Origin of the sequence: Flavobacterium aquicola, assembly GCF_003385115.1 — a bacterium.
GTDB classification, from domain to species: Bacteria; Bacteroidota; Bacteroidia; order Flavobacteriales; family Flavobacteriaceae; genus Flavobacterium; species Flavobacterium aquicola.
In genome coordinates this window covers 228,487-248,908 of the sequence record NZ_QUNI01000003.1, presented here as the reverse complement: position 1 = coordinate 248,908, position 20,422 = coordinate 228,487, and the positions used below count along the sequence as shown (strand labels likewise).

Annotated in this window: 19 protein-coding genes; 10 read left to right on the top strand and 9 right to left on the bottom strand. The window is 32.8% G+C overall.

Features of this window, described 5'->3' with window-relative positions:
- Position 1: 1 nt before the first annotated feature.
- Positions 2-850, top strand: a complete 849-nt coding sequence (locus C8P67_RS06145; protein ID WP_115811429.1) for a DNA adenine methylase — start codon at positions 2-4, stop codon at positions 848-850.
- 244 nt (positions 851-1,094) lie between these two features.
- Here C8P67_RS06145 and C8P67_RS06140 read toward each other — a convergent pair whose 3' ends face one another.
- The 4 genes from C8P67_RS06140 to C8P67_RS06125 all read right to left on the bottom strand — a co-directional run bounded on the left by C8P67_RS06140 (position 1,095) and on the right by C8P67_RS06125 (position 3,685).
- Entirely contained in the window at positions 1,095-1,922 is an 828-nt protein-coding gene (locus tag C8P67_RS06140) for an MOSC domain-containing protein (RefSeq protein ID WP_115811427.1), read from the bottom strand.
- Between the two features lie 113 nt (positions 1,923-2,035).
- Positions 2,036-2,344 carry a heavy metal-binding domain-containing protein gene (locus C8P67_RS06135; protein WP_115811425.1) on the bottom strand — a complete coding sequence of 103 codons (309 nt, stop codon included), beginning with the start codon at positions 2,342-2,344 and terminating at the stop codon, positions 2,036-2,038.
- A gap of 179 nt (positions 2,345-2,523) precedes the next feature.
- On the bottom strand, positions 2,524-2,868 hold the full coding sequence (locus C8P67_RS06130; RefSeq protein ID WP_115811423.1) for a phage holin family protein: 345 nt from the start codon (positions 2,866-2,868) through the stop codon (positions 2,524-2,526).
- Between the two features lie 52 nt (positions 2,869-2,920).
- A complete protein-coding gene (locus C8P67_RS06125) occupies positions 2,921-3,685 on the bottom strand; it encodes an alpha/beta fold hydrolase (RefSeq protein ID WP_115811421.1) in 765 nt (254 codons plus the stop codon).
- Between the two features lie 189 nt (positions 3,686-3,874).
- Between C8P67_RS06125 and C8P67_RS06120 the strand changes: the two genes are divergently transcribed.
- On the top strand, positions 3,875-5,224 hold the full coding sequence (locus tag C8P67_RS06120) for a hypothetical protein (RefSeq protein WP_115811419.1): 1,350 nt from the start codon (positions 3,875-3,877) through the stop codon (positions 5,222-5,224).
- Between the two features lie 49 nt (positions 5,225-5,273).
- On the opposite strand, the gene C8P67_RS06115 is transcribed toward C8P67_RS06120, so the two are convergent.
- The 3 genes from C8P67_RS06115 to C8P67_RS06105 all read right to left on the bottom strand — a co-directional run bounded on the left by C8P67_RS06115 (position 5,274) and on the right by C8P67_RS06105 (position 9,220).
- Entirely contained in the window at positions 5,274-6,134 is an 861-nt protein-coding gene (locus C8P67_RS06115) for a DUF4249 domain-containing protein (RefSeq protein ID WP_115811417.1), read from the bottom strand.
- Between the two features lie 3 nt (positions 6,135-6,137).
- Positions 6,138-8,417 carry a TonB-dependent receptor gene (locus tag C8P67_RS06110; RefSeq protein ID WP_245980383.1) on the bottom strand — a complete coding sequence of 760 codons (2,280 nt, stop codon included), beginning with the start codon at positions 8,415-8,417 and terminating at the stop codon, positions 6,138-6,140.
- Positions 8,418-8,506: 89 nt separating this feature from the next.
- Positions 8,507-9,220: a pyridoxine 5'-phosphate synthase gene (locus tag C8P67_RS06105; RefSeq protein WP_115811415.1), complete on the bottom strand. Its 714-nt coding sequence runs from the start codon at positions 9,218-9,220 to the stop codon at positions 8,507-8,509.
- A 114-nt stretch (positions 9,221-9,334) separates the two neighbouring features.
- Here C8P67_RS06105 and C8P67_RS06100 point away from each other — a divergent pair, with 114 nt between their 5' ends.
- From C8P67_RS06100 to murI, 8 genes are all read left to right on the top strand, one after another.
- Complete coding sequence (locus C8P67_RS06100) at positions 9,335-9,994, top strand: CBS domain-containing protein (protein WP_115811413.1); 660 nt, start codon at positions 9,335-9,337, stop codon at positions 9,992-9,994.
- Between the two features lie 50 nt (positions 9,995-10,044).
- Positions 10,045-10,929 (top strand): NAD kinase, encoded by an 885-nt coding sequence (locus tag C8P67_RS06095; RefSeq protein ID WP_115811411.1) that lies wholly within the window; start codon positions 10,045-10,047, stop codon positions 10,927-10,929.
- Between the two features lie 155 nt (positions 10,930-11,084).
- Positions 11,085-11,762: a type IX secretion system protein PorG gene (porG, locus tag C8P67_RS06090; protein WP_115811409.1), complete on the top strand. Its 678-nt coding sequence runs from the start codon at positions 11,085-11,087 to the stop codon at positions 11,760-11,762.
- 4 nt (positions 11,763-11,766) lie between these two features.
- Positions 11,767-12,504, top strand: coding sequence for an isoprenyl transferase (locus tag C8P67_RS06085; protein ID WP_115811957.1), 738 nt, complete (start codon positions 11,767-11,769; stop codon positions 12,502-12,504).
- Entirely contained in the window at positions 12,437-15,178 is a 2,742-nt protein-coding gene (bamA, locus tag C8P67_RS06080; RefSeq protein ID WP_115811407.1) for an outer membrane protein assembly factor BamA, read from the top strand. Before C8P67_RS06085 ends, bamA begins: the two co-directional genes overlap by 68 nt.
- A 34-nt stretch (positions 15,179-15,212) precedes the next feature.
- On the top strand, positions 15,213-16,208 hold the full coding sequence (locus tag C8P67_RS06075; RefSeq protein WP_115811404.1) for an OmpH family outer membrane protein: 996 nt from the start codon (positions 15,213-15,215) through the stop codon (positions 16,206-16,208).
- 41 nt (positions 16,209-16,249) lie between these two features.
- Complete coding sequence (locus C8P67_RS06070; RefSeq protein ID WP_115811402.1) at positions 16,250-16,750, top strand: OmpH family outer membrane protein; 501 nt, start codon at positions 16,250-16,252, stop codon at positions 16,748-16,750.
- Positions 16,751-16,931: 181 nt separating this feature from the next.
- Complete coding sequence (gene murI, locus C8P67_RS06065) at positions 16,932-17,708, top strand: glutamate racemase (RefSeq protein ID WP_115811400.1); 777 nt, start codon at positions 16,932-16,934, stop codon at positions 17,706-17,708.
- Position 17,709: 1 nt separating this feature from the next.
- Here murI and C8P67_RS06060 read toward each other — a convergent pair whose 3' ends face one another.
- Both C8P67_RS06060 and C8P67_RS06055 read right to left on the bottom strand, forming a co-directional pair.
- Positions 17,710-18,948: a PorV/PorQ family protein gene (locus tag C8P67_RS06060; protein ID WP_115811398.1), complete on the bottom strand. Its 1,239-nt coding sequence runs from the start codon at positions 18,946-18,948 to the stop codon at positions 17,710-17,712.
- A complete protein-coding gene (locus C8P67_RS06055) occupies positions 18,949-20,271 on the bottom strand; it encodes a DUF4270 family protein (protein ID WP_115811955.1) in 1,323 nt (440 codons plus the stop codon).
- Between the last annotated feature and the right edge of the window lie 151 nt (positions 20,272-20,422).

Sequence of the window (20,422 nt, the reverse complement as noted above, 5' to 3'; positions counted from 1 at the left end):
AATGACGCTAAAAAGCAAAAGATTTACACAAGCCCCATTACCTTTTATGGGGCAAAAGAGACGGTTTTTAAACCAAGTTAAAACAGTTTTAAGCAATTGCCCGGACAATGCAATTTATGTTGATTTATTTGGTGGTTCGGGGCTATTATCCCATACAATCAAACAGCATTACCCTAATGCAAATGTGGTTTACAATGACTATGATAATTATAGGTTACGGCTTGACAATGTTAGCAATACCAATAAGCTAATAAGTGACATTCGGGCAATTGTTGCTGAATGTCCAAAGGATAAAAGGATTTTAGAACCTCAAAGGAGTTTGATTATTAAAAGAGTACAGCAGGAAGAGCAAACTACTGGCTATGTTGACTACATTACTTTGTCTAGTAATGTGCTTTTTAGTATGAAGTACGTGCAATCATGCGCAGAACTGGAAAAGGAAACGCTGTATAATTGTATTAGAATGAGTGATTACAATGCTGACAATTATCTTGATGGAGTCATTGTCGAATCCCTCGATTACAAAGAACTTTTCTCAAAGTACCAATATCAAAATAATGTGGTGTTTTTAGTTGACCCACCATACCTTAGTACAGAGGTCGGGACGTATAAGAATTACTGGAAACTAAAGGATTACCTAGATGTTCTTGACGTGCTAAACGGCACGAATTACATATATTTTACATCCAACAAATCAAACATAATTGAGTTGTGCGAATGGATGGCTAATAAGCCTGCATTGTACAATCCTTTCGCTGGGTCAACTACCAGTACAGTCAATAACCAAGTTAATTACAGTGCGAGTTATACCGACATTATGCTGCACAAGGTAAATTATGAATTTAAATAGGTTTTAAACCATGTTTAAACTAAAAAAGAAAGCTCTCAAATCGAGAGCTTTCTTTTTGTATTTTTGGAGGGAAACCTGTTTGCGATTTTTGCATTTTTGGTTTTGCCGATTATAACAGTCTATCGCCGTCAATTATTTTATACAAAACGAAGCAAACCAGAATTTATAATTCTCGCAGATAACTACAAGTTACGAAAAAACAAATAATCTGTATTCCTTTTTTGTTTGTTTTAACAACTCTAAATTATTTCTGTTTACTATTAGTCAGCACCTTAACTTCATCTCCAACCGATACAATTCCTACTTCAAGCCCAATTACATTTTGTCCAAACAGCACTTTATTGCCAAAATTTCTATACTTTGCTAAGGTTTTCAAGGGATCTTTTCCAGCTACAATTCCTTTTTCCTGATCCACGGTAGTCATAACGCAGCGATCACAAGGTTTTACTCCAACAAAAGAAAGATTTCCAATAGTAAAATCTCTCCAAAAGTCTTCTTCGAAAGCTTTCCCATTAGTAAAAACAAAATTGGGCCTGAATCGATTCATAGGAACTTTTACTCCCAAACGTTCATTCAAATCCTCCAGCGAACTTTGTCCTATAATTAAAAAAGGATATGCATCCGAAAATGAAGTAATTTCATTTCCAGAAATTGCGTAATCGGGATCCAATTTTCGTTTACTTTCTTCGGGCATATAGACCAATCGAGCCGAAATCTTCAGGAACTTCGAAAACCACTGTGTAATTGAAGGACTTACTTCAAAAGCATCAATAGTATCATCCCAAACAGTTACTAAGATTTTAGCCTCGGAATCATTAAAGACAGGCCGAAGCGGTATATCAATAGATTCTAAAAGCACTTTATGTGTGATTTTTAAATTATCACCAGCAATTTCTGGACGAAAAAGCGCCAGCTCGGGATACTCTCTCTGCGACAAAAACCGGCCATCATCATCTACCAGCAGCCAGCGTCTATCCAATTCTAAACCTCGATCCGTAACTTGAGATTTCTGCAATGAAATACCTCCTAATGATTTTACTGGGTAAACCCAAATTTCCGAAAGTTTCAACATAATTATACTTTTATTCAAATTTACAAATTAACTCCCCTCTATGTCTTTGGCATAACCGACAAAAAAAGCAGCCTTATAAAAAGGCTGCTGTAAAACTTATCGAATTGTGTTTTTTACTTTTTTTCAGGTTTTCTTTCTATCATCGCCATGCCGCATTTAGGGCATTTTCCGGGTTTTTCAGATGTGGAATCATCCATAGTACAAAAATATTTGCTTTTTTTAGCCACAGGCGCTTTCCCTTTGACTGGTACTAAATCCATTCCGCATTTAGAACATTCCCCCTTCTTGTCGCTAATGACCTTAGGATGCATTGGACAAGTGTACATTGTTTTTTGAACTTCTTTTTTAGGAGAAGCAGTTGTTTGGGCAACAATATTTCCCATTGCAAAGAATACCGTTAATATAATAAATACTGTTTTCATTATTTCTGTTTTTTATGATTTATAGTCTTAAAACACTGTTCATGTTACTTTATATTTTCTAAAAAAAGAAAGCTGTATTTGGCATCAATAGAAACCCAATACAGCTAAACTAATAAATTATCTCATTTTGATTTTTCTATTTATACTGATGAATATACAAATACTGCCACTCAAAAAATCTATTTATCGCCTCCAATAATAGAATAAGCAATTGACTGTGTCAAGGATAATACAATACTAAAAAACATTGCTACCCAAAAAGTATCTACAGTAAAACCGCCAACAATTTTGGTACACAGCAGAATCACCAATGCATTCACTACCAATAAGAACAATCCTAAGGTTAGTATTGTAAAAGGCAGCGTCAATAATACCATTATGGGTTTAATAAAAATATTAAGCAATCCCAAAACTACCGCAACAACCATTGCTGTAAAAGGCCCGGCTACATGGACTCCCGGTAAAAAATGAGCAATCCCAAAAACCAGTCCAGCGGTAATAATTATACGTATAATCAAATTCATAACTACGTCTTTTAAAATTTCAATAAATATAATAATTTTTTAATAGCATTATTTATTTTTTTAAAAAAACACTTACTAAATCATAAAACATTTTAGGATTTTCGGCATGCAACCAATGACCGGCATTAGGAATTGTGGCAAATGAAGAATTAGTAAAATGTTCTTTTATACCATCAAAATCTGTATCAAATATATAATTGGAATTCCCGCCACGGATAAAAAGCGAAGGTCTCTCAAAGACTAATCCCGAAGGTAATGCTTTACCAATTTCATCTATCTTTTCATTAAAAACCTTCAAATTAAATCGGAAACCTAATTGTCCCGGCTCTAACCAAAATAAACTTTTCATCAGAAACTGACGTGTTCCAAAATCGGGAATATAACTTTTCAATATTTCTTCCACATCATTGCGGCTAGGTTTTATAGAAAAATCTACTGCATTCAATCCTGCCAAAATATCCTGATGATGAGGCGGATAGAACTTAGTACCAATATCAGCAACTATTAACTTATCAACCAAATTTGGATATAAAGCTGCCAGCAGCATTGCCGTTTTACCTCCCATCGAGTGACCAATAACATCAAGCGATTGCAGATCATTTGCCTGGCAATAGTCATAAACATCCTGAACCATCAGTTCATAACTAAAATCATCCGAATGGAAACTGCGTCCATGATTGCGGAGATCCAGCATATGAACCTCAAAACCATCGGCTGCAAATTGTGTCCCTAATGTTTTCCAATTATCCGACATTCCTAAAAATCCGTGCATTATAAGCAAAGGCTTTCCAGAACCTTCTATTTTTGAGTAGAGCATTTTAATATGTTTAATTTCTGCAAAGGTAAAGAGATATCATTCAATCTTTCATAAAAACAATCATAGAAACAGTTCCTATTGATTACTAAAAAATTATATATAAAATTATTCATTTTTTTACAAAACAACTAGCCAAAATTCCTACCTTTCGCCTCTAAAAAATTAAATAAAAAACTTTAAACTTAAATCATGATTAAAAAAATCGCTTTAATGTCTTTAGTTCTATCTCAATTAGCAATATCATGCTCTAGCGACGATAGCAGTGACGGAAACACAACTGAAACAGAACAATCATTATCAGAGCAAATTGCCAACATTGTGAAGCAGCCGTATTCCAAATTAAGTCCTGCCGATCAAAAAACTAAACTAGAGGCTGAAGCTAATGAAATGTTAGTCCAGTTAGATAAAACAAAAAATTTAAGTGCTCTTGAAACAATAGAGAACTTAAACAGATTACTTGACATAAGTACACCAGACATTTTTAGTGGGCTAAACGATAATGAAGCAGAAGATATCATTAACACTGCAGGTGTTTACGGTATTTATACTTGGAATAACACCGAAGAAACATGGATTAAAACTTCTTCAACATCTGAATTAAAATTTGTTTTCCCTGCTAAAGAATCTCAGACTGCAAATAATGCAAGTTTTTCTACAAACAGTGTTTCTTCTGATATAAAAGTTGCGGTTGAAGACAGTTATAACTGGCAGACTGACACTCAAACAAATGACTATTTCTTTTTACCAACATCTGCAGATGCCGTACTTACTATCGATAATGTAAAAGCAGCGACTTTCTCTCAAAATGCAAAGTACACAAACGGTAATGAAACTCCTAATGAGTTTGGGTACAAAATGAGCCTTAACGATGGATACTCTTGGGAAATCAGCAGCAAAAAAGCCTCTGAAAATACTGCCAAAGCTTTATTCGCTTATAACGGTAAAAATTTAATTGAATTTAATTCTGGAAGTACAGCTAATATCGATGAATTATTACAAGGAGATGCTCTTGCTCAATATAGAGGCAAAGCGAATGGATTAATCACTTTGATGGACAATTTTGTTATTGTTGCTGAAATGGATTTCGCTGCTGAAGCTGCAGATAAAGCTGCATTAAAGACTAGCAATGTTTATCCTGAATATCCTGATAATACAGATCCTAACTCTGATTTCAAAGCTTTCTTCAATGCTGAAAACGCATACCGTAAAAAGCTGTCTGAAGGAACAGTTGCAAATGATAATAAAAACATGAAATTAATTTTAGTTTCTAAAAAAGACGGAACTAAGATTGCAGACATTGTTCAGCGTTCAGAAAGTGATGGTACAGACCAAATCACTTTACCAGTTTGGAGTGCAGATGATAACTTCTGGTATAACTGGACTGACGAAGGAGAAGCTTTTACCAAACAATATTACACAGAAGTTAGCTATTTAAAATTTGGTGATAACACTGAAGTAGAAATGGGCGTTTATTTCTCAACTGGATTCGATACTTTCAAATCAAAATTTGATGATTTCATACAGTCATTTCAAAAATAATATTTTTTAAAAAGTTTTATAAGCCAGTTTGATAATTTTCAAACTGGCTTTATTTTTTTGGAGGAGTTTTTACAACTACGGTACTTTGCCCATAACCAGCCCAAATACCTATTGCTCCTTTAATATTGGATTTCAAGCTAGTACTAGCAGGAAATATGGGGCTTCTGCCATTAACTACTTCATTTTGCCAGCTATTCCAAAAATCAAAACCTGGTTTACTCATAGTCCTTAATTTTACATAAATCAAATCTCCATCTGTAAAATAAGGTTTATATTTAGTTTTAGAAAAAACATAAATTCCACGAGATACCTGTAATGAAACGGATGAAGAAGAAAAATTTTCATCATTTAAATTACCATACAAAGCGGGCACAAAAATGGGTTCAACAGTATCCAGTCGAGTTTCTATTTGATAATAATTCTTTTCATTTACTAGATCGTCGAATTCCAAATAAACAAAGCCAGTTGTATCTGCCGGATTCGCTTTTACGTATTTTGCTGATTTAATTGACACTACAGAAGGTATACTTGTAGCTGCTTCTATGTTTCTATTGAGATACTGTACTTTCAAAACATAGGTCTTTCCTACTTCACCAATCATTTTTGAGCCAGAATACACATAAGGAGGCACTCTGTCTTCATTGCTTTTCACGCTTAAAACCTCTTCCTTTTCACCATCAGACACGGTGACTTTTGCCGAACGAATAAAATAGTCAAAAATAGTTGTCGAATCGATAACAGCATCAATTGGAATACTTCGAGACAATATTACCTGAGGAACATCACCTTGTTCAATCCAGCCCTCAATGACTATTTTCGACTCTCCTTCAGTACTTTCCACATAGTTCTCTCTGCTGCACGAAATCATTACAATCAACAAAGGCAATAATAACAAACAAATTTTCTTCATGACTTAAAATTTAAATCTCCAACTAACTGAAGGCAATATTGAGTACATTTTTTTTTCATCAGTGTCTACACTAATTTTTTTTCCATTCACAGTGACACGCTGAATAACATAAATAGGATTGCTAATATTAAAAGTGTTGAAAATAGAAAAGTTCAAAATACTTTCTTTTTTTTGGGTTTTCAAAAAAGAATAATTAACAGAAACATCTGTACGAATGTAATTTGGCATTTGTGCATTATTATAGCTTCCAAACTCCCTTACTGGAGTATTATTTACAAAATACCAGGAGTCAGGCATTGTAAACCGATTCCCTGAGCTAAAAAGCTGTGTTAAACCAACGTTCCATTTCTCATTAAAATTGTAAGTCCCAACAATAGCAAGATTATGTCTCCTATCATATTTCGAATAAAATGTCTCGCCATTATTAAGTTCATCAAATTGACGTGTTGACCAGCTTAAAGTATAACTTATCCATCCGTTAAATTTTCCATTATCTTTTTTTAACATCCACTCCAGTCCATAAGCTTCGCCGTTTCCAATCAAAATATCGTTTTCTAAAGTAGTCGTTTCATTGAATTGAGTGAGTCCGTAAGGATACTCAATTAAGTTGTTCATAGAACGAAAATATCCATTTAAACAAGTACTAATTTGCCTTGAAATTATTTTGTTGCATCCTACAGAATAATTATTAGACGATTGGCGCGGAATACCATCTGAAGCTGCAATCCAAAAATCGGTTGGAATACCGACAGTTGAAGCCGTTATTAAATTTATATATTGATTTTGCCGTGTATAAGAAGCAAAAAAAGATAAATCGTGCTTTAGCAGATAATTAAGCATTATTCGGGGTTCATAATCTAAATAAGAAACAGCTTTTGAATCGGCAGCATAATAATTCAGTCTTAGCCCAAATTCAGCACCTAGTTTATCAGAAAACTTAGGTTTTAGGCTTGTAAAAAAAGCAATCTTATTGGCATGAACCCCTGATGAATTTATATCATTTACAATAACACTCAGATTATCAGCCTCAATTTTTTGTGGCACCAAATCATGGAATGCAAATTCAAATCCCGACTCGACAGGAACATTTTTTAGAGCATACTGAATTGAACCCGTATAACCAATATCTTTTATATTGGATGAAATTTTCATTTGTATATCTGCCTGATTCATAGACAAAACATTCTCATATCGGGTAAAATAAAAAGAATTTCTTAAAGTCGTTTTTTCGTTAATCAAGTAAGTCCACGCAGGAGATATCACTTGATTACTCCATTTCAAATTGGCATTTAACGAAGATTTTGAATCGATCGCTTCAAATTTATCCCCACTTACGAAAGCATCAATCGTTAAAATGTGTGATTTTGAAATTTCTGTAACAAAAGTCAAATTACTATCAAAAAATCCATATCCGAAATCGTCATTCTCCTTTTCCCCTTCTTTACTGTCCGATTTTAAAAGTGTCCCAACTATCTCATCAATATATGTTTTCCTTCCCGAAATGTACAAACCAGTTTTTTTACCCATGGGTAAAGAAAATGTAAGCTGAGAAGATAATAAACCCAAATTGCCCTGCACAGAAAATTCTTTTGGAGCAACTTGATAAGGCAAAACATATACAGTAGAACTCAAACGCCCTCCATATTTGGAATTTAAATTGTTTCGATCAAACTGAACCTCAGTAACATGATCTGCATTATAAAACGGAAAAACACCTAATAAATGTGACATTCCATAAACTGGAGCATCTGCATACAGCATTAAATTATGGCCTGGATCCCCGCCACGAACATATAAATAACCGTTTGCATCACCAGAATTTTGTACGCCAGGTGTTAACTGCAGTAATTTTACAATATCTGGTGTTCCAGAAAGAGATGGGACGTTGCTCAATTTTTGGGGACTAAAAGATAATTTGCCCCCAATCCCAATAGTAATTGGCTTTTTGTCGTTATTAATTATGACTTCTTTTAATTCTAACTCACTTTTCCTTAAGGTAAAAAAAAGCAATGTATCCTTTTTTATCTCGAACTGTAGAGACTCTTTTGTGTAGCCAATATTTTCAACATCAATTTTTACTTCGCCAGAAGGAATCACAATAGAAAACTTTCCCTGTGCATCAGTAAAAGCATGAAATTTTAAATTCGTGTGTGTCAAAAACGAGACAGCAGCACCAACAATAATTTGCTCAGTATTATCTTTTACAAGACCATTTACCGTAACTTTCGATTGTGCTATTAAATTAGAAAAACAAAATAAAAAAAAAAGAAGAATGGATTTCAAAATATTACATTTATAAAAGAAAAAACATAGACAATCCAAAACCAATCTCTTTAAATATTGACTCCACAATCCTCTAAAACTAATTTAAACTATTTTAATTTCTGCAAATACATATTCACAACATTATCTAAACCAAGATAGATTGCTTCAGAAATAAGTGCATGTCCAATTGAAACTTCCAATAATCCCGGAATATTTTGTTTAAAAAACTTAACATTATCCAAACTTAAATCATGTCCGGCATTTATTCCTAAATCTAATTGGTTAGCCAAAACTGATGCTTTAACATAAGGCTCGATTCCATTTTCATTTCCTAAAGCATATTGATGTGCAAAAGCTTCAGTGTACAATTCGATTCTGTCAGTTCCCGTTTTTTTAGCTCCTTCAATCATTTCATTGATTGGATCAACAAAAATAGAAGTTCTAATTCCGTTTCGCTGAAATTCCTGAATAACTTCTGCCAAATACGATTGGTTTTTTATAGTGTCCCAGCCCGCAGACGAGGTAATTGCTCCAATGGCATCAGGAACCAAAGTAACTTGGTCTGGTTTGCATTCTAAAACTAAATCAATAAAATTATGCTGCGGATTTCCTTCAATATTATATTCTGTAGTGACAATCGATTTTAAATCCCGTGCATCCTGATAGCGAATATGACGCTCATCTGGACGCGGATGGATCGTTATTCCCTGACCTCCAAATTTCTGAATATCTGTAGCAACTTTAAGCAAATCAGGCACATTTCCGCCTCGGGCATTACGCAACGTGGCAATTTTATTTATATTAACGCTAAGTTTTGTCATAAAAACAAGTATTAGTTGAAAGTATTATTATTTTGCGAAGACAAAAATACAAAGTAAAAGGCAGCATATTTTGTATATTTTTGATTATTTTGCGTCGATTATTGATCAATGATTATGACAGATTTAAAAGACTACATCTCAAACGACTACAAAGCAATTGACACCCAAGAAACTATCGAGGCTGTTCAAGATTTTTTTGATGATTTAACCTTTTCTCATTTTCCTATTACAGAAGAAGGAATTTATATTGGAAGCATCTCTGCTGATGATATTGAAACTTTTGACGGTGATAAAAAAGTCACTGATTATAAATATACGCTAGAGCATTTTTTTGCCAGAGCCAATATGATCTGGTTAGATGTTTTAGAAGTCTTTGCCAAAAACCACACTAATTTGGTACCGATATTAGATGAAAACAATACCTATATTGGCTACTATGAAATTGAGGATGTCATTAAATTTTTTCACGAAACAACCTTTTTAAAAGAACAGGGAGCTATTATTATTGTGAGTAAAAATGCAATAGACTACTCGATGAGCCAAATTGCACAGATTGTAGAAAGTAATAACGGCAGACTTTTAGGTCTTTTTATTTCCAATTCAGATTTAAATACTATCGAAGTTACCCTTAAAATAAGTGTTGGTTCATTAAACGAAATTATCCAAACTTTCAGAAGATACAATTACGATATCATTTCGGAGCATAACGAAGACAATTATATTAACAGCCTGAAAGAACGTTCAGATTATTTAGATAAATATTTGAATATGTAGTTATTGAATACAAACCCCAAATCAATAACAAACAAAAAAATATCAAAAAAATGAAAGTAGCTATTTATGGCCAATATTATTTGGTAAGCACAGAACCAATTATAAAAGACATTTTCGTGTTTTTCAACAATAATAATGTAGAAATGGCTATTGAATCCGATTTCTTAAACATGTTATATGAAAAAAAAATCATCCAAAAAGAATACAAAACCTTTTCCTCACAGGATGTATTAGATTCCAGTTTTGACATGCTTATTAGTATTGGCGGCGACGGCACCATGTTAAGGGCGGTTACGCTTGTACGTAATTCCGGAATACCGATTTTAGGAATAAATGCTGGCCGATTAGGCTTTTTGGCAACTGTACAAAAAGAAAATATAGCTGCGTTTATGCAGATTGTTATTGACAAAAAATATAAAATCTCAAAAAGAACACTATTAAGCATAAGCTGTCTGCCCGAAAACACAGCTATTGAGGGACTTAATTTTGCTCTAAACGAAATATCAGTCAGCAGGAAAGATACTACATCGATGATAACTATTGACACGTACCTTGATGAAGAGTTTTTAAATTCATACTGGGCAGACGGACTAATTGTAGCCACTCCCACGGGAACTACCGGTTACTCTTTGAGCTGTGGCGGACCAATATTGACTCCCGATGTAAAAAGCTTAGTCATTACTCCTATAGCTCCGCATAATTTAAATGCAAGACCACTAGTAGTTCCTGACACAACCGAAATCAGGTTAAAAGTCTCTGGCCGAGAAGAACAATATTTAGTTTCCTTAGATTCCAGAATAATGAGTGTTAATAATGATTCTGTTTTATGCATAAAAAAAACTGATTTTGAAATAAACATGGTTGAAATACCGGGAGAAACATTCTTTAAAACTCTGAGAACAAAATTACTTTGGGGAGAAGACAGAAGGAATTAATTACATAATAACTATACAGATTACTGCTTTTTTATCGTTATAACCTCAATGATACCTTTATAAAAAGAATTCATCTTTCAAAAAAAGACAGTATTCTTTATATGCGTATTGAATACTATTGATTATTATTATATTTGCAGGCAATTTAAAAATTTATGAGCAAGATTTTTATTTCATTTTTATGTTTTTTCACATTCAATTCCATTCATGCTCAAATTCATGAAATAGGACTTTTTCTGGGAGGCAGTAACTATATAGGAGACGTAGGTTCGACAACTTATATCTCCCCAAATGAACCTGCGTTTGGAATTTTATATAAATGGAATAAGAGTCCAAGACATGCTTATAGATTTTCGTATACCCAGTCACAAATTTCAGGAAATGACCATGATTCTAAAGAGCCTAGCAGACACAATAGAGGATATAGTTTTACAAATAATATAAAAGAACTATCAGCTGGATTAGAATTTAATTTTTTTGATTTCAATCTGCATGAAGAAAGACCAAAATTTACACCTTATGTATATTCAGGCTTAAGCTATTTCATGTATAACAACCTATATATAAACGCTGGAGAAACCCAAAAAAAAGGCACCAAAAGTGCTATTGCAATTCCGATGACCTTGGGTGTTAAAACAAGTTTTGCAAGAAATTTTGTTTTAGGACTAGAGACAGGAGCCAGATACACGTTTACTGATAATATTGACGGCAGCAACCCAAGCGACAGCAGTCTGCCAAAATTTGGAAATTTAAATAATAATGACTGGTATGTTTTCACGGGTATAACATTAACTTACACTTTTGGAAAAAAACCATGTTACTGCGCAGATTAAAAAGATGTTAAAAGACGAAATAAATAAAAACAATATCCCCAAGCATATAGCCATCATAATGGATGGCAATGGCCGTTGGGCAAAACAGCAGGGATTTCTTAGAGCGATTGGACACAAGAGCGGTTCAAAATCTGTAAAAAAAATTATTAAAGAATGCAACTCTCTCGGAATCGAATACTTAACATTATATACTTTCTCCACAGAAAATTGGAACAGACCAAAATTAGAGGTCGAAACTTTAATGAAAGTATTGATAAGATCATTAAAGAAAGAACTTGTGACAATGCAGGAAGGCAACATCAAAATGAATGCGATTGGCAATTTAGAGCAGTTGCCTAAAAATGCACAGACGCAGTTATTCGATGTTATTGATAAAACAAAAGAAAATACCAAAATGACAATAACTCTTGCCTTAAGCTACGGATCTAGGGAAGAATTAGTAAATGTTGTAAAGAAAATAAGCGATAAAGTTAAAAATAATATAATTTCAATAGACAGTATTGACGATTCAATTATTAATGAGCATCTTTACACGCATAATTTACCAGATGTTGATTTATTAATAAGAACCAGTGGAGAGCATAGAATAAGTAATTTTTTGTTATGGCAGATCGCCTATTCGGAATTATACTTTACTGATGTGCTATGGCCAGACTTTAAAGAACAAGATTTACATGAGGCTATTATTAGTTATCAAAAAAGAGAGCGTCGATTTGGAAAAACAAGTGAACAAATTAAATAATTTTTTAGTGTTACATAAAAGCATAAAACTAGTCCTTACCTTTATAATATTAGGATCTTTTACTCAAATTAAAGCACAAGACAGAGTACCGTTTGACCAAGGTAAAAAATATATCTTAGGAGATGTAAAAGTAGTTGGAGATATCAGTTTCAACCCTCAGACTGTTGTTACATTTGCTGGCTTAGAAAAAGGGCAGGAAATCACTATTCCTGGAGAACAAATAAGTAATTCAATAAAAAAATTAGGAAAACTTGGTCTATTTGATGAAATCTCTTTTTATGTAAACAGAATAGAAAATGACAGCATCTTTCTTGATCTAAACATAAAAGAATTACCTAAAATAAATGAAGTAAGATTCGTAGGAGTATCCAAAAGTAAAACTGAAACTTTTATTAAAGATAATGGTCTTACTAATGGCAAAATTGTAACCGAAAACCTTTTGACAACTACCAAAAACTATATTGAGAAAAAATATAAGAAAGATGGTTTTTTCAACACAAAAGTTCACATAACAACAACCAAAGACACCTTGGCGTCCAACCAAGTTAATATGCTTGTTAAGGTAGACATTGGTAAAAAAATAAAAATATACAAAATTGATTTTGAAGGAAATAAAGAAATCAAAAGTAGTAAGCTTCTGAGTTCAATGAAGAATACAAAAGTTAAAAACTCAATTAACTTTTTAAAGAGATCAAAATATATTGAAGATAAATATCAAGAAGACCTAGAAAAAATAGTTAGCGACTATAAAAAAATAGGATACCGAGATGCGCGTATTGTAAATGATTCAGTTGCTTATAACGAAGAAAAAAATGCAATTTACATTAAAATAAAAGTTGAAGAAGGTTTAAAATATTATTTTGGAAATATCAAATTTATTGGTAACACGGTCTATTCAGATGAATTATTGAAAAGCTTCCTAGGTATTCAGACCGGCGATGTATACAATGGCGTATTACTGCAGGAAAGAATTGCAGATAAATCAAAACCAGATGGTGAAGACATAACCAACTTATATCAAAACAATGGATATTTATTTTCAAACATAAATGCAGTAGAAACCAAAACTATAGATAATAAAATTGATTTTGAAATTCGGGTTACCGAAGGTCCAATTGCTTATTTTAACAAAATTACAGTAGTTGGAAATGACAAAACAAATGACGAAGTTATCTACAGAGAGTTAAGAACAAAACCGGGAGAGAAATACAACAAAGGAGAATTGGTTAGAACAATCAGAGAGATTGGTCAATTAGGCTTTTTTGATCCTGAAAAAATAGAACCAAAATTCAAAAATGTAGATTCTGGTGCTGGTACAGTAGACATTGAATACAATGTTGTAGAAAAAGGAGCTAGTCAGATAGAACTTCAAGGAGGATACGGAGGAGGTGGTTTCGTAGGAACTTTGGGATTGTCTTTTAACAATTTTTCAGCAAGAAATATGTTTAATAAAGACGCTTACCGTCCAGTTCCAATGGGTGATGGTCAAAAAGTAGCATTACGTTTACAAGCAAGTTCATACTATAAAACATATAGTTTATCTTTTTCTGAACCTTGGTTTGGAGGAAAAAAACCTGTTTCATTCAGTACTTCATTTGCTTTTAGTCAGCAATACAGCTCAAATTATCAAACACAAAGAATTGATAAATCAAAATACATTAACATTATATCATTGTCTGTCGGATTGGCAAAAAGGCTGACTGTTCCAGATGATTTTTTCACACTTTCACAATCACTTAGGTTCCAACAGTATGATCTGCATAATTACTATTATGGATTATTTACTTTTGCCAATGGAAGCTCAAAAAATTTATCTTACAATATAGGATTAACCCGTAACAGCAAAGGTCTTAATCCAATATTCCCGACATATGGTGCTGAATTTTCAGTAACGGGTGAATTTACTATTCCATATTCACTTTTCAACGGAATTGATTATGCGACATTAGGGGAACAAGAAAAATATAAATATAAATATACTGGTAACTCATACAGAGACAGCAATTACAGAGTGGTTAATTCAGGTGATTACTTAGACAAACTGCCTTCCTCAACAACTGTAGCAAATAAAGTAGACAATTATCAAGATGCTGTAGCCGATCCCGGAAAAGTAGATCAGGAAAAATACAAATGGCTGGAATACTATAAGGTTCAATTTACTGGCGATTGGTATACCACTTTATATAAAAAACTCGTACTACGAAGTGTGGCACAATTTGGATTTCTAGGAGCATACAATCAAGACCGAGGAGTTATACCTTTTGAAAGATATTATTTAGGAGGAGATGGTATGGCTGGAAGTTCGATCGATGGAAGACAAAATATAGGATTAAGAGGGTATGAAAACGGGTCATTGACGCCGGCAAACACCAATGGTGACTCGTATGGAGCAACTATTTACAACAAATTTTCATTAGAAATGCGTTACCCGATTACATTAAAAGCTTCTGCTTCAATTTACGCGTTAACTTTTGCTGAAGCCGGACAGGCGTATGCAACATTATCAGACTATCAACCTTTTAATTTGAATCGTTCCGTGGGAATAGGACTAAGAGTATTTATGCCTGCCTTTGGTTTATTGGGGATAGATTACGGTTATGGATTTGACGTTGTTCCCGGGCAGAAAAACCCAAGCGGATGGCAACCGCATTTCATAATAGGACAGCAGTTTTAAAAAATTTGGTTTAAAATTTCTAAAATTAAAAATTATGAGAAAAGAATTTTTATTTATAATTTTATCCGCAATTGTTTCAACGGCAATTAACGCACAAACCAGAGGAAATAAGGTCGGCTACATTGACATGGAATACATATTGCAAAATGTACCTAACTATACCGAAGCAAAATCTCAATTAGAGCAAAAAGCCCTAAAATGGAAACAAGAAATAGAAGCTAAAAAACTAGAAATAAACAAACTAACTGAAGCATTAAAAGCTGAAAGACCTTTATTGACAGCTGAATTGATAGAAGAAAGAGAAACCGAAATAAAGTTTCTTGAAACGGAAAAATTAGATTATCAGCAAAAAAGATTTGGTGCGAATGGAGATTTAATAATACAAAAGGCGGGTTTAGTGAAACCCATACAAGACCAAGTATTTACTGCTGTTCAAGATATTGCTGAAGCCAAAAAATATGATTTTATATTTGACAAATCTTCACATTTAACTATCCTATTTGCTGCAAAAAGATTCGATATTAGTGATCAGGTAATTAGAGTATTGAATCGAACTGAAAAAAGAGAACAATTAACTAAAAAACAGTTAAAAGAAGAACAGTTAAAGGAAGAAAAAGAAGATGCTTTAGATGAAAATCCTGAACTGGCAGCAAGAGAAAAAGCACTGTTAGATAAACAAGCATCACGTGAAAAACTAGTAGCTGATAAAAAAGCGGCACAAGAAGAAGCAAAGAGAAAATACGAAGAAAAAAGAAAACAATTATTAGCTGAAAGAGAAGCTAAAAAAAATGGCACAGTTGTTGCACCATCCAGTACAGAAACCAAAACAGCAGATACTGTTACAGATACATCTAAGACAGTAACTGAGGAGGTTAAACCAAATGCACAGGAAGAACGTAAGAAAGCTCTAGAAGAAAAAAGAAAAAAAATACTAGAAGAAAGAGAAGCAAACAAAAAGGCTCTTGAAGAAAAAAGATTAAAAGAAATTCAAGAAAAAGAAGCGCTTAAAAAAACTAATGAAGTAAAATAAAAAAATACAAATACTAATTAATTACTAAATATTTTAAAACAATGAAACAATTCAAAACTTTACTAATTGCTGCAATACTTATTATAGGAGCTACCCAAATTACAAAAGCTCAAACTAAAGTAGCTCATGTTGATGTAAGCGAAATTATGGGGAAAATGCCAGCTATATTAGATGCTCAAAAGCAATTACAAACGTTAAGCACTACTTACGACGCTGATTACAAAAAAATGGTAGATGAATATCAAACAAAATTAAAAAAATACGGAGAAGAATCTGCAAAAGCTGGTGATGCTGTAAACGAAGAACGTTCTAAAGAAGTTCAAGACATGCAGAAGAGAATTACTGACTTTAGAGACAATGCTCAAAAAGAATTACAAAATAAAGAATCTGAAATCATGAAACCAATTATGGAAAAAGTGAAAGCTTCTATCCAAAAAGTTGGTAAAGCAAAAGGATTCCAATATGTACTTGACAGCTCTACACTTTTACTTGCAGACGGAACAAACATTACTGCTGATGTAAAAAAAGATTTAGGTTTTTAATCTAAAAAGAATATTTAAAACTGCTCATTCTAGATTATTTTTAGAATGAGCAGTTTTTTTTTACACTATAAAATGTAGTATATTTAATTTCGGAAATTTCAAATTAAAAAAGCATCGTTTCTTAAAAACACAATCCTTAATAAAGTATCTATAAACAATACTTTATCTTAAACATAAAAGCATGATAAACGATAATCCTATTGGTGTTTTTGACTCTGGAATTGGAGGAACCTCTATCTGGAAAGCTATTCATGATTTATTGCCTAATGAAGATACTATTTATTTAGCGGATAGCAAGAATGCTCCCTATGGACAAAAATCAAAAAACGAAATCATTGCATTAAGCATGAAAAACACGGATTTATTGATTAAAATGGGATGTAAATTAATTGTAGTAGCCTGCAATACTGCGACAACAAATGCTATTCAGGAATTAAGAGCAAAGTATAGTATTCCGTTCATTGGTATAGAACCTGCCATAAAACCAGCTGCGACAAACTCCAGGACTCAAACAATAGGAATTTTGGCCACCAAAGGAACATTAAATAGTGAACTTTTTAATAAAACAACAGAAAAATTTCAAGACACAAAAATTATCGAACAAATAGGTCATGGCTTAGTTCAATTGATTGAAGAAGGCAAAATCGATTCTCTCGAAATGACTCAATTACTGTATTCCTATCTCACCCCAATGATTGAAGCAAATATCGATTATCTAGTATTGGGCTGCAGTCATTATCCATATTTAATTCCGCAGATAAAAAAAATCATTCCCGCGCATATCCAGATTATTGATTCGGGTGAAGCAGTAGCAAAACAAACCCAAAATATACTCAGAGAAAAAACAGGTTTTTCAAGTGGAACAAAAGGAAATTCTATTTTTTACACCAACGCTAATCCTAAAGTTTTAAGCGACATCTTAGAAAATAAATACAAAGTCGAAATAAAAAATTTTTAAACTATTCTAATTTCTTTCTAATAAACCAAATACCATCTAAATTAAGATTTAGTGTCAATTTATGATAATTCTCCTGAATTAGTGAATTGGTAATTTGGCCTTTGCTTCCATAAGTATACGAAATAAATAAAGCTGAAGATAGATGATCCAAAGGCAAAGAAGCGCCTATGGAAAGATTCTTATCGTTTACTTTTTTATTTCCAATATCTAGATAGCCCGTATCATAGTGTGCCCCTACTCCATATTTTATACGATCAAAATAATTTCGGGATACTTTTGTTTTTTGATATGAAAATCCTAGCGAAAATTTTTCCTGATCGGAAAAACCGCCATATAAATCAGATTGATTGACAGCATTCCAAAAACTTTTTTCATAATCAAAAGTCATACTAAATTTGTTCTTAAATGATTTATTGACTCCAAATCCGATATTTAAAGGCAGGTAAAAATCATCTGTATCAGATTGCTCATCGGTTTCTAAAGAAGAAGAATCAGAGGAATTTGAGACAGTAACCGACTGAATTTTTGATGCATTTACTCGTGTGGGAGATTTTACATTCATTCCAAAAGTTAGAGATGGATTCATCTTAAATTGTGAACTTAGGATAGGCCGTATACCGCTATAACTTACTTTTTTATCAATGCTTGCTGATGAACTCCCAATGACGTAAGTTCTCTCATCTGTAGTACTGCCAAAAAGGACTGAAGCTGAAAATCCCAGAGATAATTTATTTCCCAATCTGTAAGCATAGGACAAATCCAAATTATTTAATCCTCCTGTTCCTAATACATCCAAATAATAAAACTCATTATTACTGTCTATAATTGGAATTTTTAACCCTGAAATTTTAAAAGAAGAACTTGAATAAGGCATCAGTGCTAAGCTGAATGCAGATTTCTTATTTATTGGAAAAGCAAAAGCAAAATGAGAAAACTGAAAATTATTTCTATTTTCTTTTTTAAGATTATCTTCAAAAGAGGATTGAATTCCAGTACCGCCAATCTCAAAAAAGAAATTATTTGCAGGAATATCAACTAGCGAAGCCGCATTTTTATTATTAATAAAACTATCCGAAGATAATGCTATTCCAGTCGTACCTATAGCAGCACTAAATCCAAAATTAGATTCATACAAACTTCCCAAGCCGTAAAGAGAATAAGGCGATGTTGCAATGCTTTGGGAATAGGACCAAAAACAAGTAAAAAAAACTAAAACCAAAAACGAAACTCTATTTTTCATTTAATATGTTATATAATAAATTTGTAATTTCATTTTACTCTCCTTTTCTGTTTGATCTCCCAAAACAACTCTATCTACAATTTTGGACAAAGTGGGCAGAGTAAAAAGCAAACCGCTTTCAGAATCAGATTCTTTAAGCATTTCTTTTTGAAGAAAAGCTCCTAAAGACAATTCATAAGTTACATTTTCATCAAATTCATCATTCGCATTAGTAAGTGTCGCTACAGCAGTAGTCCCATCTGCATTTGTCAAGGATGTTTTATATCGATTCAATTTATCAACTACATAGACACTCAACTTTTCTGGTAAAGGAAACATGTCTGAAAACGAATTTTTGACTGGCCTCATTATTAGCTTTGCATCTACAATAGCACCTTTTTCTGTTAGGTACTGTAATTGTTTGATGTTTGGAAAATCTACTCTGCATGCTATACCAGTACCTGACTGAATAAAACTCTTATTACCGGTAGAAACACTCGACAAACTTGTTTTAGACAAGAGTAAATTTTCAATTAAGGTTCCGCCTCTATCAGATGAGACAGCATTAAATTGCTTGCTTAAATCTAAAATTGTAAAATCCTTTGTATAGTTATCATCAGTACCGCCTATCCCCTTTGAATAATACAACCGCAGTACGCTGGATAAATTAAATCCCACAACACTTGAAGACGCATTAGAAGGCGACCTAATCACGAAGCCTTTTAAATAATCCGTAAAATCTGTGGCGTTTTCAATTTGATTATTTTTAAACTTATTAAAAAGTTCCTTTCCAAATTCATTATCTAATCTTATGTTAATACTGTCCCCTCCTTTTGGTTTAGGCCTGTAAGCTATAGTTCCAAGACTAATTTCATCATAGGATAAACTAGAACTGTTATAAAAGCTATTATCATTTACAGTAGGCTTAAAATTCTTTAATACCCTGTGAATATTTAAAGTTTGAACCTTAGTCGTGTCGGCATAATAGTAATTATCATACCTCATAATCATAGCAATGGAATCGAATACATATCCCGTAGCATCAGTATCTGAATTTTGACTATACAGATTAAAATAATCTGTCGCAACTTGAAAATAACTATCAGATTTCACTTTCCCGAAAAGAGGATCATCATAATTTCCAACCAAAATTCTGCTTTCACTAGAAGTAATCAAAGAGTCCAATTTTACAGTTGAAACATCAATAGTAAGTGTATCTATTAAAAGCACTTTATTTTTAAGCGCTAAGTAATCGGATCCAACAGTAAACTCACCTGTATCAATATCAGAATCACATGAAATAATTAATAACCCGGAAAAAATTAAAAACAAAAACTTGTACATAACTATTTTTTCCGCAAATATATAAGCCGCCATTCAAGCAGTCCTAATAACATATACCACTTGGCTTAATTGATCTATAAAAGCAAAAAAACAGTCTACATTTCACAGTTAAGTTTCAAATCGAGACTCAGCCTAAGTAATTGCCAGTTTG

Excerpts from the sequence above, each read along its gene's own strand:
- C8P67_RS06105 (WP_115811415.1), bottom strand. The coding sequence starts at position 9,220 with ATGACAAAACTTAGCGTTAATATAAATAAAATTGCCACGTTGCGTAAT.
- C8P67_RS06130 (WP_115811423.1), bottom strand. The coding sequence starts at position 2,868 with ATGAATTTGATTATACGTATAATTATTACCGCTGGACTGGTTTTTGGG.
- C8P67_RS06055 (WP_115811955.1), bottom strand. The coding sequence starts at position 20,271 with ATGTACAAGTTTTTGTTTTTAATTTTTTCCGGGTTATTAATTATTTCA.
- C8P67_RS06145 (WP_115811429.1), top strand. The coding sequence starts at position 2 with ATGACGCTAAAAAGCAAAAGATTTACACAAGCCCCATTACCTTTTATG.
- bamA (WP_115811407.1), top strand. The coding sequence starts at position 12,437 with ATGAGGCTATTATTAGTTATCAAAAAAGAGAGCGTCGATTTGGAAAAA.
- C8P67_RS06120 (WP_115811419.1), top strand. The coding sequence starts at position 3,875 with ATGATTAAAAAAATCGCTTTAATGTCTTTAGTTCTATCTCAATTAGCA.
- C8P67_RS06140 (WP_115811427.1), bottom strand. The coding sequence starts at position 1,922 with ATGTTGAAACTTTCGGAAATTTGGGTTTACCCAGTAAAATCATTAGGA.
- C8P67_RS06135 (WP_115811425.1), bottom strand. The coding sequence starts at position 2,344 with ATGAAAACAGTATTTATTATATTAACGGTATTCTTTGCAATGGGAAAT.
- C8P67_RS06125 (WP_115811421.1), bottom strand. The coding sequence starts at position 3,685 with ATGCTCTACTCAAAAATAGAAGGTTCTGGAAAGCCTTTGCTTATAATG.
- porG (WP_115811409.1), top strand. The coding sequence starts at position 11,085 with ATGAGCAAGATTTTTATTTCATTTTTATGTTTTTTCACATTCAATTCC.
- C8P67_RS06060 (WP_115811398.1), bottom strand. The coding sequence starts at position 18,948 with ATGAAAAATAGAGTTTCGTTTTTGGTTTTAGTTTTTTTTACTTGTTTT.
- C8P67_RS06095 (WP_115811411.1), top strand. The coding sequence starts at position 10,045 with ATGAAAGTAGCTATTTATGGCCAATATTATTTGGTAAGCACAGAACCA.
- C8P67_RS06100 (WP_115811413.1), top strand. The coding sequence starts at position 9,335 with ATGACAGATTTAAAAGACTACATCTCAAACGACTACAAAGCAATTGAC.
- murI (WP_115811400.1), top strand. The coding sequence starts at position 16,932 with ATGATAAACGATAATCCTATTGGTGTTTTTGACTCTGGAATTGGAGGA.
- C8P67_RS06075 (WP_115811404.1), top strand. The coding sequence starts at position 15,213 with ATGAGAAAAGAATTTTTATTTATAATTTTATCCGCAATTGTTTCAACG.
- C8P67_RS06115 (WP_115811417.1), bottom strand. The coding sequence starts at position 6,134 with ATGAAGAAAATTTGTTTGTTATTATTGCCTTTGTTGATTGTAATGATT.
- C8P67_RS06070 (WP_115811402.1), top strand. The coding sequence starts at position 16,250 with ATGAAACAATTCAAAACTTTACTAATTGCTGCAATACTTATTATAGGA.
- C8P67_RS06085 (WP_115811957.1), top strand. The coding sequence starts at position 11,767 with ATGTTAAAAGACGAAATAAATAAAAACAATATCCCCAAGCATATAGCC.